Raw genomic sequence first — 16,417 nt, forward strand, 5'->3', positions numbered from 1 at the left:
GGCGGAAAGCATAGCGGGCGATCCGGTCGGGCGATCGATTTGCAACCCCGACGGCAAGGTCTTCATCGAGAATTGGGACGCGGCGGCTGACGCCAGGCTGTCATTCATTCGGTCGTGTCGGTCCTGGGGGTCGCCGCTTCGTGCGGGCGAGAGGCCCGCGATCACCCGGGCGCTGTAGAGATGCGACGATCGAACGAGGTCGGCGCTAGCTCGCCGCCTTATCCTTGCCCAGTCCATACTTGTCCATGCGATACTTAAGCTGGTCGCGCGAGAGGTGCAGGAGCTTGGCGGCCTGGGTCTGGTTGTCGTTGGACATGGCCAGGGCCTGTTTGACGAGCTGCTCCTCGATCTCGTCGATGCAAATGCCACCGGCCGGCAGGCGGACGAAGACGGATGAGTCGCGCGTCTCTCCGCGGCCGAGGACCAGGTCGTCCGGGCCGATCTCATTCTGTTTGCACAGGAGGACCGCGCGCTCGATGACGTTGCGAAGCTCGCGGACATTTCCCGGCCAGGAATAGGCGGGCAGCTTCTTCAGCGCCGCCGGCGTCAGGCCGTGGACATCCTTGCGAAACTCCTTGGCAAAGACCTGCACGTAGTGCTCGGCGAGCAGCTCGACGTCGCCGTCGCGCTGACGCAGCGGCGGCAGATCGACGGGAATGATGTTCAGCCGATAGAACAGGTCCTCGCGAAACTTGCCCTCCTCCATGAGCTGATTGACGTCGCGATTGGTCGCGGCGATGACGCGCACGTCGACCTCGATATCGTGAACGCCGCCGACCCGGCGAAACACCTTCTCCTCTAGAAAACGCAATAGCTTGGCCTGCAACTGCGGGGGCATGTCGCCCACCTCGTCGAGGAAGACGGTGCCGCCGTCGGCCAGCTCGAGCAGGCCCTTTTTCATCTGCCGCGCGTCGGTGAAGGCCCCGCGCTCGTGACCGAAGAGCTCGCTTTCGAGGAGCGTCTCGGTGATGGCGGTGCAGGTGATGTTCATGAACGGCTTGTTGGCACGATCGGAGTTGTAGTGGATCGTCTTGGCGACGAGGTCCTTGCCGGTGCCGCTCTCCCCCTTGAGAAACACTGTCGACGCGCCACTGGACGCCACGTCGGTGATCATCTGAAAGAGCTTTTGCATGGCCGCGCAGCGACCCAGCAGCCTGGAGAAGCCGTACTCCTGCTTCATCCGGGCCCGCAGGTCGCGCAGCTCGCGCCTGAGCTGGGTCGTCGAGAGGGCCTTGTTGACGGTCAGCATGAGCGCGTCCATCTGGAAGGGCTTGCTGACATAGTCGAAGGCGCCGAGCTTCATGGCCTGGACGGCGGACTCGACGCTGCTGTAGGCGGTCATCATGAGGACGACGACGTCCTGATCCTGGGCGCGGATCAGCTCCAAGACCTCCAGGCCGGTCTTGTCGGGCAGCTTGTAGTCCAGCATGACCAGGTCGTAGGTTTCGGCCGCCCACTTCTCCAGACCTTCGGCGGCGGTCTCGGCCTCGTCGACCATGAACCCCTCATCCTGGAATCGCTGGCGCAGGGACCAGCGAATGAGCTTTTCGTCTTCGATGATGAGGATGCGGGTCTTGTTCATGGGACAACCGGAAACTCCACGGTGACGCGCGTGCCGACCGACGGCCGACTCTCAATGAGGATCACGCCCTGATGAGCCTCAATGATACGCTTGCAGATCGCCAGGCCTAGTCCCGTGCCGCGCGCTTTCGTTGTGAAGAACGGCTCAAAGACGCGCGACAATACCTCCGGCCGGATACCGGCGCCGGTGTCGGTGATGCGAAGGCGCACCACGCGGGCATCGGTCTCCAGGGCACAGTCGATGTCGCCATCGTCTTCGCAGGCGTGGGCCGCGTTGATGAGGATGTTGGTGATGATCTGCTTGACCTGGCTGGGGTCGACGATGGCCCAGTGTCTTTCGGTGAGGCCCTCGCAGCGTATGCGTACGTTTTGAAACGCGGGCTCCTGACGCAGGAGGATCATCGACTCGGCGACGATCTCGCTCAAGTCGCAGCGGGCGACCGTGGGGTTTTGCGGCCTTGCATAGAGCAGCAGGTCCTTGACGGCGGCGTCGAGGCGATCGATCTGCCGAAGGGCCTCCTCGATGATCGGCTTGTGAGGATGCTCGTCGCCGAGTTCGGAGCCCAGCACCTGGATGGCGCCGCTGATTCCGGCGAGCGGGTTCTTGATTTCGTGGGCCAATGAGGCGGCGACCTGTCCGATCGTCGCCAGATGCTCGCTCTCGCCGAGGCGCTGCTCGAACTGCAACCGCTCGACCGCCTGAGTCCGATCGACGAAGTCCTCGCGATAGCTGTCGTTCATCACCGCCAGCTCCAGATCGAGCAGCTTGTGCACGGCACTGATGACGACGGCGGCGTTTGGAAGGCGAGCCTCAATAATCACGCGCACCAGCTCGCGGCGAATGACGCTCATGCCGAAGAACATGAGATGCTGCGGAAGCTCGATACGGACATGGGTACGACCGATGCGGCTTCGCTGCTCGAAGTAGGCCTGGTCGTATTCGCCGCAGAAGAGCTGATCGACCCACTGACGTAGATTCTGCCGAAGCCGCTCCAATCGCCCTATCTCCGCATCGAGGATGGCCTGGGCCTCCGGATCGTGCAGCAGCGTGCCGTAGAACTCGTCCACGACGCTCTCGAAAAAGGGGCGCAAGCGCTGTCGAGCTTCCAAGAGCGCGAGTTTGTCTTTGCCGGTAAATTCGACAAATCGCTGGAATTGGGCGAATAACTCTCCGGACATGCCCCGATCATATCGCAAAGCGGCGCTTATGACCCGATCCCTGGCGCTATAGGCGATCTGGGCCCGCGGCCGGAGCTCGATTCTGCGCTGCGCCATCCTCTCACTCCAAAATGGGGCCCGTTTACGTCCCCGTGGAACGCAAAAACAATCGGGCTTATTGCTTCTGGAAAAAACTCACCCGCTGGATTGTCGCGCAGGGAGCAAATACCGTTCCACGGGAGCGGCAACAAGCGGGTATCGCCCAAGTGGAACCCTCAACAACAGAATATGGCATGCGGAGACCGAATTCGCTCGGAGTCTGCGGAATTCTGCCTTTGTCGTGCGGACAATTCCTCCCTGCCGGCGACCGGGCGGGGCCGGCTCTGGATGGAAAGTACCCGTTTCGATCGACCGGGGCAGTCCGCCTTTTGTCGAAACAGCACTTCATCCCGCCTGGCCATGCGATGCAAACATGGATGGCATAGGCATTGCTCGATGGATTGCCGTGGCGGATGTGGCTCATTGGCCCGGCAAAGCGGCGAATTTGAGGTGCGGCGATGAAGACCGTTGATCCCGCGATTGAGGCTCGACTGAGAAGTGAAATCTGCCCGAGGTGCAGTCGTTACACGGCGCAGGGCACATGCAGTCTGCCGGCCTCCCGGCCGTGTGCGATCTTCCGCAATTTGCCCGGCATCGCCGAAATTGTTCGCCGGACCCGCTCAAAGCGCATCGACCCTTATATGGAGGGCGTCAGGCTGAATGTCTGCTGCGCGTGTCCGCACGAAGACGACCACGGATCATGCCCCATGCGAGATCACGTGGATTGCGCGCTGGATGCGTATCTGCCGATCGTTGTCGATTACCTCGAGTCCGCACTTGCGGAAGAAGCAAACCGCGGGATCGGCGACACTTCACCCGGAGGCAGCGCCGACGATCCGGCCGATCATCCGAGCCGGTGAAAAAAATGCAGAGACGAAGGGAGGATGACCATGAACCCTCAGGAACTGATGAACAAGGTGAGCAACGAGCATCAGAAGGTCATCGACTTGTCGGAGCGGCTTGGTGAAAAAGTATCGGTGGCGCCGCGAGTGAATCGAGCGAAGTGGCTTCGGGAGGTCCGAGGGGAGTATGAGCATCTGCGTGGCCACCTGATCAAGCACATGGCCCTTGAGGAGCAGGATGGGTTCATGGTCTCCGTCGCCGAGCAAAGTCCCGCACTCACGCGAGAGATCGAGCGGCTTGCTCACGAACACGTCGAGATTACCAAACTGCTCGGCCTCATCCAGCGCGAACTGAATGAGGTAAACGAAAAGGACCAGCTCCTGCTGCTGGATTGCTGCCGGAGGATCCAAGCCCTCCTCCAGTATGTGGAGCATCACGAGCGCGACGAGAATTTTCTTGTGCTTACCGCCTTCACCACCGACATCGGCACCAAGGACTGACGCCGGCCGGGCCGAGGCGCGATTCCTTCGCTTCAGCGACGCTGGTCACACAATACTCCGTAAAAAAGAATCGGCCCCCCGAAGCAGTAACTCCGGGGGGCCGATGTGATGAACAGTAGTGCTCAGACCGTTCTTACGGCTGGGTCACCTGAAGGACGAACTTGCCGTCCGGCGGATTCGTCGCCGTGCCGCTCTTGACGGCGCCGGAGATGCGAATCAGGAAGGTCTGCCCGCTCGGAAGCTGACTTGCCGCCTGAGACGCATTGCGAACCAGCCGCGCCTGGCGACCCTGGAAGAACAGGGTGTTCGTGCCCAGGCCTTGCGGACAGCCGTCGTCATTGCAACCACCGTTGACGGCGATCTGCGAATCATCGGCCGAGGTGGCCGGGCATCCCATGACGCCGGAAGTGGTCTTGTGGACCGAGATGATCGCGTCAAAGGTCGAATCCAGCGTACAGATCTGGAACGTGGTTGCCGCAGCCGGCGTTACCTGCGTCCAGCGGTAATACACGTCACGTGTATTGGCCGCGGGGCCGCAACCCGAACTGCTGCCCGGGTCGGTCGTGGCGCCGATCGTCGTACCGACAATCGGACCGGCAGGACCCGTACCAATGTTCGTCGCGTTTGCACACTGGTCGTTCGCCGGGGCAACCGGGCTGAACGCACAGACAGCGCTGGACACGTTGACCGGACCGACGCAGTAGGACAGATCCCGATCAACAATCTGATACGGGAACGCCGTTGCACCGGTGCTTCGGACGGCGGCCTTCTGATTACCACCTTCGGCCGAAGTCGCCCAGAAGAACACGCACGGCAGATCAACCACGGTGTTCTGGATTTCAACCCAGATGCACGCACTCGGCGTGACGTTTACCGCGGCGTGGAACGCCTCGTACTGGTACTGGACGCCGCCACCCTGGACACCTTCCGGATTGCCCGCCGTGATGGCGACGCTCTTCAGAGGTGTCAGGTCGAACGGACCGCCAATGATTGTTGCCGTATTCGGCAAGTCACCGCTGGCGGCATAGTAGGTGATCCTGAAGGTTTCCGGCGTCTCAACACCGCCGCCGCAATCGGCATTGGCGCCCTGGCGATGGAAACCGCGGAAGCAGATCTGGTTGATGAAGTTCGCTCCGCTGGTAAACAGCGGTCGAATATCATCAGCCGTCGAGATGCCGTTGTCGGCATCAGAGACGTAGCCACCCTGCTGGAGGTTGTTGCCGAGTAGGTGCGGCAACTGGCAGCGTCCGATGTTTTCGCAGATGCCGGTCGGGCAAGGCGAACTGCAATCGGCGCCCTGGAGCCAGATTCCACCCTGTGCACTACAGGCAACCTCAGAAACTCCGGAGGTACAGGTCGTATCGATACAGCATCGACCCGTCGGGCAAGGACAACTGGCGCCCTCAACCCACAGCCCGTTTGCAGCATTGCACGCGGACTGAGTGGTTGAAGCACACTGGGTCATCATGGCCATGTCGAGGTAGCAACAGCGACCGAGCGTGCATGCCGGATTCTCCGGCGAACACGTGCCGTCCTCCGACCACTCGCCGTTCAGCACGGCCACGCAGTCGCCTTCGGTGGTGATGCTGCAGACCACGCCGCCCAGAGGGAGAGGATCGTGGCAGCATCGGCCGGTCGGCTTGCCGCATCCATCCTTCGCGATGCGAAGGTTGATGCTGAAGGCAAGGTCTCGGATCCCGATGTTCGCCGCGGTGCAGGCGCTGTAGTCAGTCGGCAGGTCGTCGGCGCCGTCGCCGATGGCGTGACGCGTATCGCCCTGTGGCGACTGCTCCCAGACCCACTTGCACAGGCTCTCGGGCGTGTTGTTGGTGATCTCGATCCAGTAGGTGTTGCCGGCCGTCACCGTGAGCGGCGTCGCCAGCGTGGCGGAGTAGAAGTACTCCGTCAGCAGGCCGGCGGGCGTAATGATCGCACCGCCCGTCGTTGCACGGGTCGCATTGCCGACATACTGGCTGCCCGGAGGCTCGATGCGCGTGCCGGGGCAGCGATTCACTGAACCGCTGTAGAACGTGATCTGGAAGCAATCGGGCTCCGGACCACAATCGGCGCCGGCCAGGTCGGCATAGCCGCCCCACCAGCAAACCTGGGTGATCTGACCGCTTTCCAGCGGCCGGAAGCAATCAGCCGCTCGCTTGTCAGGCGAAGGCGTACCCGGAGGAGGCGTGATCTCAAGATCGCTCTCCGAAGCGCCCATGCTGTCAAACGGGAACTGACTGGTCGCCGCATCGGTGCAGACGTCGTTGAGCGTGCATACCGGCTTGTTCGCCGTGACGAGCAGGCTCACGAAGCCGGACAGGTCGCCCATGTCGATCGCACCGCTGCTGTCGATGTCAGCACGGCAGTAATTGGCCGAGAAGCAGCCCAGGAACTCGTCAAACACGGTGGGCGGCGTAAAGAGGACGCTGACCCACTTCTGAATGTCGAGCCCGTTGACCTTGCCGTCGGCATTCATGTCACCGAGGCAGCAATCGGCAGGCTGGTCAAAGCCGGAGCACTCCGCCTGAACGACGTACTCAGCGCTGCATTCAGTGGTGCCGAGGCCGCCGAAGACGGACTGGGTGACTCGCAGATAGTAAGTACCCGCACATACGCTCGCGCTGATTTCCAGCGGCGAAGGAGTACCTGCCGGCGGCTCACACGCAAACGAGACCGAGTTGGACGCCAGGACGAAGACGCTGTCGCAGTCGCCCTCGGGGTCCGCGAAGATGTCGAGCTGACCGGCGAACTCCTCGCTGAGGACACGCCAGAAGATCGTGCGCGGCTCAGTCACGACGAGCTTGAACCAGTCTTCGTCGCGATTCACGAACAGGTTGTTGCCGATACAGGAACCACCGACGCCCGTGCAGGGCTCGTTGCCCGGACAATCCAGTGGATTGTCGCAGGGGAACGGATGTCGGAAGTTACCCGAGCGGCCGCAGATCGTGACCGGACCGCCGGAGCAGTCGATCGTCGGACTGTTGAAGTCGAAGGTCGCCGAGTTACATCCACCGTTCCACGTGTCCTGCGGATTCGGATCGTTGGTGTCCTGACAAATCTGGTCGTTGCCTTCATCGATCGCACCCATCGGGCACGTCGCAGGACAGGTGAAGCACTGATTGAGTGTTTCAACCGTCACGGCAGCGACCACAGGCGTGTCGATCGGATCAGTCACCGGATCGACGATCAGCCGCGGCGAACCCGCGAAGACGAACTGCTTGCCAGGGATGTTCGACGAGCCGACCGCGATGTAGATGATCTGGCCGGCGGTCACATCCATGCCCGGACCGACGGACAAACAGAGACAAGCGTTGCTCGTCGCGTTGATTCCGCCGTAGCACGGCGCCACCGTCAGCGCGCCGTTCGCGGTGCTCTCGGTCGAAGTACAGTCATCACCGTACTTGATGAGCGATCCAAGATCGCAGTCACCGCTTGAAAGGACCGAACCATAAACACCAATGATCGAATCGTAGAAGCCGTTGCTGCCGCAGGAGTGGATGACCACGCCGCCGACCGCAGGCACTTCATACTTCAGATACATGATGTCAAGGATGTTGCGCGTGAGGGCTCCCGAGCCCACGCCCTGACCGAACTCACTGCCCATGGCCACGTTGAGGTCGATGGCGCGGAAGCAGGCATCGCCGACGCCGGGGCAAGGATCGGCCTTGCAGCCCGCGACGGGATCGCCGACGGAAGGATCGCCCTGATTGAAATCAGTCGATGGCCGCGGGAATCCGTTGAGGCCGAGACAGGTCGGCTCATCAATCGTGATCTGGCAACTGCCGTCCGCGAAGCAGCAGCGGCCGGTCTGAAGGGTAAACGGCGAACTTCGCGGAATGAAGTCGATGCCGAGTCGGGCCTGACCACCCGCAGGGGCCGCCGGCGTGACCGGGCTTCGTCCACGACCAATACGAATCTTGATGCAGTCGCCGGGATCGAAGAAGGAAGCACTGCCTGCTTCGACCGGAATGACCAGGTGGCCGACGCTGTTGAACTTGAAGTTCGTGCCATTGTCCAGAATCTGGTCGCTGCAGGCATACTGAGGCGCGCCACAAAGACCGACGCCACAGTTATTAACCGCATTCGGCTGACCGTAAACGATAATCCACGCATCAATGGCACTGCCCGCGGTGCTGAGCACCACGTCACCCGCGGTGACCGGGGTACCGTTGAAGTTCGTCGGGATACGATAGTTATAGAAAACGTCCTTGCGAATCAGGATGTTTCCGGTTGAAAGGGGCTCATTGTCGCAATCAGCGGGATCCTGAGGCGGATTGGTCGAATCCGACGCGAAGCTAGTGTCAGGCGTGACTTCCACCATGACGCCGGCAAGCTGAATCTTCGTGCCGCAATCGTCGTTGCTCGGCACACCGGGGCATCCGGCGCCGGCACACAGGGTCCCGTCACCTTGATACTGTCCGGCGCGACCCACACAGGCGACCTCGGCCAACTCGGAACAGCCGGCAGGACTTGCGTCACAGCAGGCGCCGGTCGGCAGGCTGCAACTGCCGCAGGATACCGAGAGTCGGTACCGCGTATCGCAGGGGATGCCCGCGAAGGTGTCCGGTCGAACGCGAATGAACCACGTGCCGGCAGGCAGGCATCGGACGATCGAAAGGACCTCGCACGCGCGGCCGGCCTCAAAGTCGAGGGCATCGTCGGTGCAGGTCATCGGATCGCCGCCGTTATTGATCAGCGACATCTGAGCACTGAATCGGGCATTCAGGTCGATGGTGACCTGGGTGTCCTGAGTCAGGACGAGCTTGTACCAGTCGTTGTCGCGCGAGTCGGCCGGACCCGTGCAGATCATCGTGACACAGGTCTGACCTGCGCTACAGTCGGCATCGGCCGTACAGGCGGAGTTGTAGGTGCCTGCGGTCGCGCAAATGCTCTGACCACATGCAATGGTCGGCAGGTTCGGGATCAGACAGTTCTCGTTGTAGTTGTCAACGTAACCGGCGGAGCAATTCGGCTCGGCATCAACGGTCGCGCCGACACACGCGTCGGCTTGTGAGATACACAGCGCACAAGCGGGATCAGTCATGCCGAAGTCGCTGCACGTTCCGGGCTTCCAGACACTGGTTGTGCTGCTAACCAGACAGACCGACCGGAAGACAGAGTCCGTGCAGGTTCCATTGCCCATGCCGTCGTTCATGTCGCGGTCGCAGCAAGCGCCGGGATCGCCGGGGTTGGCAAAAACCTGAACCTGAAGACCGGCGTAAGGATCGCCGCCGAACCAGAAGTAGTCGTCCATCTGGCCCGGGCCCAGGTCTTCGCAGGTACCGTTATTGTTGGGGATCACCATGTTATCTTCGGTGAAGCCCAACTCAGCGGGACCGCCGATTCCCCAACCGGCGCCGGCATCCGCAGCGGGAACCATCATGCCGATCCAGAAGAAGTCTTCGTCGAGGAAGAGAGGAGGACTAATGTCGAAGTTGACAATGTTGAAGGGGTTGGTCGCCGGAACGTTCTGAGTCGCCGTGTAAAGAACGACGGATCGTGAGTCTTCCGGGCAAATCGGGAAGTAGTTTCCGCTTCGGACGATCAGGGTGTACGGGATCAAACCACCCGTATTATTCAGATCACCGAGGACGAATGAGAAGCGGCAAATGAACCGGTCGATTCCCACCAACGCACAGTCGTCGTAGGTAGGCGTCTCAGCCGGATCATTGATGTTCGCGGCGGCATTCGGGCCGTTAAGGTTGTCGTAGATGAGAATTTCGCAGGGTTCAAGCGTACAGGGCGGCGGCTCACCGCGCGGGGCGCCGTCCAGCCGATTCTGCAATTCCGGAGGCGGAATCATCGGAAAGACCGGCCTGGTGTTGTAATTCGAATTCGGCCGTGCCTGCGGGACGTAGCTGCGATCGCGTCGCAGTGCACCGTCCGGCAATGCCGGCTGATAAGCGCCGTCAGCGGTCGGAGTTCCGACCGAATCAGGACGCTCGCGATGAGCGTTCTCCGCTTGAAGCGGAACCTGCCCGAAACATACGCATGCTAGAATTGCAGCGCAACAGAAAGATAACTTTCTCGTCATCTACCCAACTCCTTCCCTAGATACCCACTCGTAATAAAAACGAATTGCTCGCCAGTTATTTGGTTGACAACACACCCATGAGAAATGATTGGAAATCGGCGAAATCAGACGCCAAGTCTAGCTTCAAGAATCGGCGAACTGTCCACTCCACCACTCCACCGGTACATCGAAGAACTCGACTTTCCGGTCCAACCCATTTCTCCCACTATCAATCGATGGTAATCGAATCCGATAGATAGAGTCAAGAGGAGCGGTCCGAGAATCACCCAATTCTGGGGCATTTTAAGACGCTTGAAACTTTGAAAATCGCTCGGGTTGACGAGGCGGAATTTTGTTATCGCTAAACACGCATTGCTCCCATGTCTACCATGAATCGTTATCTACCGGTATGAATCGTTATCTACCGGTGGTCGGCGAAATCAACTGCTATGGAAGTGTCCCTGACAGACGGCGATCAAGCGGACTTGCCTACCGTCATCTCAAGATTGTGGCCTCGTGCACGAGCTATAACCGAATTTCGTTGATGGTGGCGGGATAAAAAAAGGCGGCGTACTCTCGGGACTTGTTCGAGGTTCCGAGCCGCCCACGATGGGCAGAGGAGTACGCCGATGCAGGAGAGTAACGAGTCGATCGAGACGATTCCAGTCCCCAGCCGAGACGTTTTGACGGAGATTCTGCGGGACGGGGCCCAACGGCTCCTGGGCCAGGCGATCGAGGCGGAGGTCGATGGCTGGATCGAAGGGCACGCCGATCTGCGCGATCCGCAAGGCCGCCGGCAGGTGGTCAAGAACGGCCATCATCCCACCCGGACCCTCGTCACCGGCGTCGGGCCGGTGGAGGTGACGCAGCCGCGGGTGTGGGACCGTCGGATCGTCGGCCGCGGCGAGGCCGGCGAAGCGTTGGATGCAAATGGCCAGGCCGTGGAGCGGTTCTGTTCGTCGATTTTGCCGCCGTACCTGCGGAAGACGAAGGCCATCGAGGAGTTGATCCCCTGGCTGTACCTCAAGGGCATCAGCACCGGAGACTTCAGCGAGGCCCTGCAGGCGCTGGTCGGTCCCCAGGCGGCGGGGCTCAGCGCCACGACGATCACGCGTTTGATGACGAGTTGGCAGGACGAGTACCAGTCATGGAATCGCCGCTCCCTGGAAGGCAAGCACTACGTGTACCTCTGGGCGGATGGGATTCACTTCAACATCCGCCTGGAGGAAGACCGGCAGTGCATTCTGGTGCTGATGGGCGCGAGGGCGGACGGCCGCAAGGAGCTGATCGCGGTGGTCGACGGCCATCGCGAGAGCGAGCAGTCGTGGTATTCGCTGCTGCTGGACTGCCAACAACGGGGCATGACGATCGACCCGAAGCTGGCCACGGCGGACGGAGCGCTGGGCTTCTGGGCGGCGCTGCCGAAGGTCTATTCGACGACCCGGGCGCAGCGCTGCTGGGTGCACAAGACGGCCAACGTGTTGGACAAGATGCCCAAGCGGGTGCAGACCGGCGCGAAGGCCAAGCTGCACGAGATCTGGATGGCGCCGACGCGGGAGAATGCGAACCAGGCGTTCGATCACTTCGTGGCCCACTACGCGGCCAAATACCCCGGCGCGGCCGAGTGCCTGGTGAAGGATCGCGAGGTGCTGCTGACGTTCTACGACTTCCCGGCCGAGCACTGGCGGCACCTGCGGACGACGAATCCGATCGAAAGTACGTTCGCCACGGTGCGGCTGCGTCACCGCCGGACCAAAGGCAACGGCAGTCGGATCGCGTGTCTGGCAATGGTGTTCAAGCTGTGCGAGTCCGCCGCGAACCACTGGCGGCTGCTCAATGGCGCGACGCTGCTTCCCGATGTCATCGCCGGTGTGAAGTTCGTCAATGGAGAAAAGGCCGAGAGAAACGCCGCCTGATTACCGCGTCATCAACGAAATTTGACCATTACTCCTCGTGCACAGTCCTCAAATAGTCACAGGTCAGCCTGCCGCTTGCCTCCGCGAGCGCCCGATGACCCTTAAGCCGCAATGTTCATCGTTCATAATCGCTGCGCCGGGATTCGATCACAACGCGGTTCATTTTCGGACACATCTGTTTGATTTCCGCTCGATGCTCCTCTAAGCTGCCCTCGATCCTCAAGTTATGTTCGCTTTCCGGGGCCCGAAGGTGCAGTTGCGGCCGAGCGAACTAACCTCGTGACGGCTCCCGTGTCTAAGAAAATGACCGAACCAGCAGACAAGCATGAGACCGCGGGTCAATCCACTCATGCCGAGGACGCCAAGCTCGTTGCTCAGGTGCTCAATGGTGAGCCGAGGGCCTACGACCTCCTGGTGGAGCGCTATCAAAGACGGGGCGTCTCCGTGGCCTATCGCCTGCTGGGCAATTTGAGCGACGCGATGGACGTGGTGCAGGATGCTTTTCTGCGAGGCTACAAATCAATAGAGACCCTGGAGAACCACGAGCGCTTCGGCCCCTGGATGATGCGGATCGTCAGCAATCTCGCCTTGAATTTTCGCCGGGGCCGCCGCAAGCATCTGTCATTATCGATCGGGGGAGAGTCTGACGAGTCGCAGGAAGCGGGAATCCCCGATGAGGGGCGGCGAGAGCGCAGCGGGGCAGCGGCCATGGAGTCAGCCGAGCTCAAGGCCAAAATCGACAGCGGGATCGAATCCCTGCCCGAGGCCCAGAGACTGGCGCTCATTCTCTTCGCGATCGAGCAGATGCCGCAGAAGGACGTCGCCGAGATCATGGAATGCAGCGTGGAAATGGTGAAATGGAATGTCTTCCAGGCGCGGAAGACCTTGAAGGCCAGATTGGCCGATTATCTTGAAGAATGAACCAGATACCCGAATATCTTGATGAATTGCTCTCGCAAGCCGCCGACGGCTCGCTCACGCCGGAGCAGCGCGCCGAGCTGGACCGCGCCTGCGCATCGGATGCACGGCTGGCTGTCGAGCGTCGACGTTACCAGTCGCTTGCCCGGCTTCTGAGCAATTGGCGCAAAGTCCCTATCGAAACGGACCATTCGCAAGTGCTCGAAGGCGTGCGCGGGCAGATGTCGCGGCAGCCGCGCGACGCGGATGCCGAACTGGAGTCCTCGCTCGCGACCTATCGTCAGTTGCCGGACGTTGACTGGGACTCATTTCACGCGCGCGTGACCGGGGCCCTCAGGCAGGATCGCGCCGCCGCCGCCACACCAAGGCAATCGATACGGCAGCGCAGCCGCTGGCGATTGTTCGCCGGCGTGGGTACGCCGCTCGCGGCCGCCGCCGCCGTTCTCCTCGTTGTGTTCCTGCAACGCCCGGACGCGCCGCATTCCGGCAATGGTTCGCTCACAGCGCCGTCGATGGTCGTGATTGAGCTCGCCGTCCCACGTCAGACCGGTCGAATTGAGTTCAGCTTCGCGACCGCCGGCGGTGACGAATCTCTCGCCCAGCAGCCGGATGACATTCCCGGCTCGGCCATCGCCATCGGACCCGGCACGATCGGTGGTCAGGAGCTTCCGGAGAGCGCCCTGCTCTTCTAGTCCTCTTGTTTGAACGAATCGATTAACGCCGAAATACCGGCGCGCGCCATCAGAGCGCGCCCATTCTCGACGAGCGCGCTCGGCCCATTCACTATTAGATGGTGATTCGCGATGCCTGAAAGTTAAGCGGCGGCCGGATCGGCTTTGACGTTCTGCGGAGTTTCCACTTCGCGTCCGCTCTCCAGTTCGCCGGCCTTTGCCTCGGCGACCCGGGCATCTTCGTATCGGCCGACCCGCTCCATGAGCTTGGCAAGCTGGCGAAGGTCATCCGCCTCAAGCCCCCCGTTTTCCGTCCGACGGCTCAGACGATCCGCCAGCTCGCGCAGTTCAGCTCGTGCCGCCGGCGGGACAGCGGCATCCACTTCCGCCAGTGTGAGATCGCGCTGCGACGCGGACTCCGCCGCAAGCGCCTCCAGCCGGCGCTCCCGCGCTGTCGGCTCAATATCCTCCGATCGAATGCGCTGTTCAGAAGCTTTATCCGTTGTCGACGGCTCATCGGCAGGACTGCGCCGCGGGCGGCTGCGCGATTCACCCTGCGCCCCGGCCTCCACGAACTGTCCGTCAGGGCCGTAAAGACCTGTCCGACGAGACTGCTCGGAACCGGCAGCCCTCAACGCTTCGACATCCACTTCAGCGGCGGGCCCGAAGTCGGTCGATTCGCGCGACCGCGGCTCATCTCCTGTCGGCCGCGGCGAAGCGTGGTATACGGGCAAGTTTGCGGTTATCGCGGATAACATGTCCCCACCTTCCAAGTCTTCCCAGGATCGGCTTCCCAACCGACCACACCCATCCAATGTCGAAGGTCGAATACAAATGCCCCAGCGTCAAGCCAAATCGACCATCATTCGAAGGGACGATCGACCTGCGCCTGCATTCGCGTTCTCTATCGGAACACCCGTCAACATGGCGGTTACCGGCTCGCCGAATGATGAATCGTGAGAGAATCTGATAAGAAACGTTGATGAAGTGCGTTATCGCCCGTCAGAGTGGTCATTGCCCTGCCCCATCAGACAGGGGTACAATAACACGAGTTCACTTCGCTCTCTTTGCGGACGATCGTCCGCTGATGTTCGTGATTGCAGGATGGCCGTCATGCGGATCATGATTCTGGAGAATAAGAAGCTCCGCAATGTCCTCCCGATTGAAGGACCGGCCCTGTCCATCGGCTCCAGCCCCGACTGCACCGTCCACCTGCCCGATCCCCGGATCAGCGCTGAACAGGCCAAGTGCATCCAGGACGACGCGGGCTCCTGGTGGCTGGAGATCGTCGACGCCTCGATTCCCACCTGCCTGAACCGTGCCGTTCAAAAGGGCCGGGCCAAGCTAAGACACGCCGACGAAATCGAGATGGGCGCCTTTTCGATTCGCCTCTTTATCGAACATCAGAACCCCGAAGAGGTTCGCCGAGAGCGAGTCGCCGCCCTCACCCGCCGGCACGCCGAGAGCCTGCCCCTCGACACCATCACCACGAAGTTCGATCATCCCGTCACCATCGGCAAAGACCTGCTCATGGAGATCACCATTCTCGCGATGCGACTGGCGCAGGCCGAGGCGCCGCGAGAACTATGCCCCATACTTCTCCGCTCGCTTCTGCGCGTCGTCAATGCCCGTCGCGCCTGGGTCGGCATCCGTCGCCCCGACCATCGCGAATTCGAATGGGAAATGGGAATGACCCACGACGGCCAGCCCTGTGACGCCCCCGCCTTTTCCACCGTCATGACCGAGCGATCTGTCCAGAAGTCGCAGTTCATCGCTTGTCCCGAGGTGCATACCACCGGCATCCGCTCCGCGATGGCCGCTCCTCTGCTTTCTCAGGAAGGCGTCATCGGAATGATCTACGTCGAGAACGCCGACGGCGACGTCGCCTACTCGCGCGAGTGGCTCGACGTCCTTTCCGCCGTGGCCTGCGCCGTCTCGCCGCCGATCGAGACAGTCATCCGCAAGACGACCGCCAAACGACAGGCCGCCGCAACTTCGGAGCACGCCGTCGGCAGGGCGACCCAGGATGCCGTCACCCCGCGCGCTTTGCCGCAGTGGAATGAGTTGCAGGTCGCCGCCTATCGCCACATGGGCTCGCAGAAGTGCTGCGACTACTACGACGTCGTTCAATTGCCCGACAAGACCTGCGCCATCATCGTCGCGAAGATGCTTGTCGATGGCGTCGCCGTCGCGCGATACCTCTCGGAAGTCCGCGCCGCTTTTCGAAGTTCCGCCCTGCACTGCGATGCCCCGCATCTCTTCGCCCGCAGCCTGAACTGGATGCTGACCGGAGACACGCGCTACGCTGTTGACCTCGTTGCCGCCTGGATCGCCCCCGCCTCCGGCAAGGTGAACTACTGCGCCGCCGGCCGGGGCGTGCATCTCGGCGTCGTTTATTCAGACGGACAGGCCCACAAGCTTGACACCAAGCGCAGCGAGTCCATCGGCCGCGTTAAGAATCCCGCCCTCGAATTGCAGACGCTCGACCTGGGCCACGGCCATACCCTGGGCCTGGTCACGGCCGGCGTACACAGCGCGGTCAACGCGGCCGGCGAAAAGTTTGGACTCATCGGTGTCGAAGAAGCCCTCTGCGACGCCCTCGGCGATGCCCCCGGACAGGTGCTCAGCGAACTGGCGACCGACATCACCACTTTCCTTGAAGACGGTCAGTGCCCCGAGGACATCTCCATCCTCCTCGTCCGCCGCACCTGACGACCTGCC

10 protein-coding genes are annotated in these 16,417 nt (G+C 61.5%); 6 read left to right on the top strand and 4 right to left on the bottom strand.

Annotation, left to right across the window (positions count from 1 at the left end; genetic code table 11):
• Nucleotides 1–205: 205 nt before the first annotated feature.
• A complete protein-coding gene (locus HS101_01690; protein MBE7504977.1) occupies nucleotides 206–1,582 on the bottom strand; it encodes a sigma-54-dependent Fis family transcriptional regulator in 1,377 nt (458 codons plus the stop codon).
• Entirely contained in the window at nucleotides 1,579–2,856 is a 1,278-nt protein-coding gene (locus HS101_01695) for a hypothetical protein (protein ID MBE7504978.1), read from the bottom strand. The genes HS101_01690 and HS101_01695 overlap by 4 nt, the downstream gene beginning before the upstream one ends.
• 689 nt (nucleotides 2,857–3,545) lie before the next feature.
• On the opposite strand from HS101_01695, the gene HS101_01700 reads away from it, so the two are divergent.
• Both HS101_01700 and HS101_01705 read left to right on the top strand, forming a co-directional pair.
• Nucleotides 3,546–3,698 carry a hypothetical protein gene (locus tag HS101_01700; GenBank protein MBE7504979.1) on the top strand — a complete coding sequence of 51 codons (153 nt, stop codon included), beginning with the start codon at nucleotides 3,546–3,548 and terminating at the stop codon, nucleotides 3,696–3,698.
• 30 nt (nucleotides 3,699–3,728) lie between these two features.
• The gene (locus HS101_01705; protein ID MBE7504980.1) at nucleotides 3,729–4,181 is read left to right on the top strand and encodes a hemerythrin domain-containing protein; all 453 of its coding nucleotides are present in this window, start codon (nucleotides 3,729–3,731) and stop codon (nucleotides 4,179–4,181) included.
• Between the two features lie 133 nt (nucleotides 4,182–4,314).
• Here the strand turns inward: HS101_01705 and HS101_01710 are convergent, their stop codons facing one another.
• Nucleotides 4,315–10,212, bottom strand: a complete 5,898-nt coding sequence (locus HS101_01710) for a hypothetical protein (GenBank protein ID MBE7504981.1) — start codon at nucleotides 10,210–10,212, stop codon at nucleotides 4,315–4,317.
• Between the two features lie 608 nt (nucleotides 10,213–10,820).
• On the opposite strand from HS101_01710, the gene HS101_01715 reads away from it, so the two are divergent.
• The 3 genes from HS101_01715 (at nucleotide 10,821) to HS101_01725 (ending at nucleotide 13,717) form a co-directional block, all read left to right on the top strand.
• Complete coding sequence (locus tag HS101_01715) at nucleotides 10,821–12,107, top strand: IS256 family transposase (GenBank protein MBE7504982.1); 1,287 nt, start codon at nucleotides 10,821–10,823, stop codon at nucleotides 12,105–12,107.
• 303 nt (nucleotides 12,108–12,410) lie between these two features.
• Complete coding sequence (locus tag HS101_01720) at nucleotides 12,411–13,028, top strand: sigma-70 family RNA polymerase sigma factor (GenBank protein MBE7504983.1); 618 nt, start codon at nucleotides 12,411–12,413, stop codon at nucleotides 13,026–13,028.
• A complete protein-coding gene (locus tag HS101_01725) occupies nucleotides 13,025–13,717 on the top strand; it encodes a hypothetical protein (GenBank protein ID MBE7504984.1) in 693 nt (230 codons plus the stop codon). The genes HS101_01720 and HS101_01725 overlap by 4 nt, the downstream gene beginning before the upstream one ends.
• Nucleotides 13,718–13,839: 122 nt before the next feature.
• Here HS101_01725 and HS101_01730 read toward each other — a convergent pair whose 3' ends face one another.
• The gene (locus HS101_01730) at nucleotides 13,840–14,430 is read right to left on the bottom strand and encodes a hypothetical protein (GenBank protein ID MBE7504985.1); all 591 of its coding nucleotides are present in this window, start codon (nucleotides 14,428–14,430) and stop codon (nucleotides 13,840–13,842) included.
• Between the two features lie 379 nt (nucleotides 14,431–14,809).
• Between HS101_01730 and HS101_01735 the strand changes: the two genes are divergently transcribed.
• Nucleotides 14,810–16,408, top strand: coding sequence for a SpoIIE family protein phosphatase (locus tag HS101_01735; GenBank protein ID MBE7504986.1), 1,599 nt, complete (start codon nucleotides 14,810–14,812; stop codon nucleotides 16,406–16,408).
• Nucleotides 16,409–16,417: the final 9 nt, after the last annotated feature.

This window comes from Planctomycetia bacterium, from assembly GCA_015075745.1.
Lineage (GTDB): Bacteria > Planctomycetota > Phycisphaerae > UBA1845 > UTPLA1 > UTPLA1.

What these genes read in the sequence shown, in the direction of transcription:
- HS101_01690 (MBE7504977.1), bottom strand. Translation starts at nt 1,582, where the DNA reads ATGAACAAGACCCGCATCCTCATCATCGAAGACGAAAAGCTCATTCGC.
- HS101_01695 (MBE7504978.1), bottom strand. Translation starts at nt 2,856, where the DNA reads ATGGCGCAGCGCAGAATCGAGCTCCGGCCGCGGGCCCAGATCGCCTAT.
- HS101_01700 (MBE7504979.1), top strand. Translation starts at nt 3,546, where the DNA reads ATGCGAGATCACGTGGATTGCGCGCTGGATGCGTATCTGCCGATCGTT.
- HS101_01705 (MBE7504980.1), top strand. Translation starts at nt 3,729, where the DNA reads ATGAACCCTCAGGAACTGATGAACAAGGTGAGCAACGAGCATCAGAAG.
- HS101_01710 (MBE7504981.1), bottom strand. Translation starts at nt 10,212, where the DNA reads ATGACGAGAAAGTTATCTTTCTGTTGCGCTGCAATTCTAGCATGCGTA.
- HS101_01715 (MBE7504982.1), top strand. Translation starts at nt 10,821, where the DNA reads ATGCAGGAGAGTAACGAGTCGATCGAGACGATTCCAGTCCCCAGCCGA.
- HS101_01720 (MBE7504983.1), top strand. Translation starts at nt 12,411, where the DNA reads ATGACCGAACCAGCAGACAAGCATGAGACCGCGGGTCAATCCACTCAT.
- HS101_01725 (MBE7504984.1), top strand. Translation starts at nt 13,025, where the DNA reads ATGAACCAGATACCCGAATATCTTGATGAATTGCTCTCGCAAGCCGCC.
- HS101_01735 (MBE7504986.1), top strand. Translation starts at nt 14,810, where the DNA reads ATGCGGATCATGATTCTGGAGAATAAGAAGCTCCGCAATGTCCTCCCG.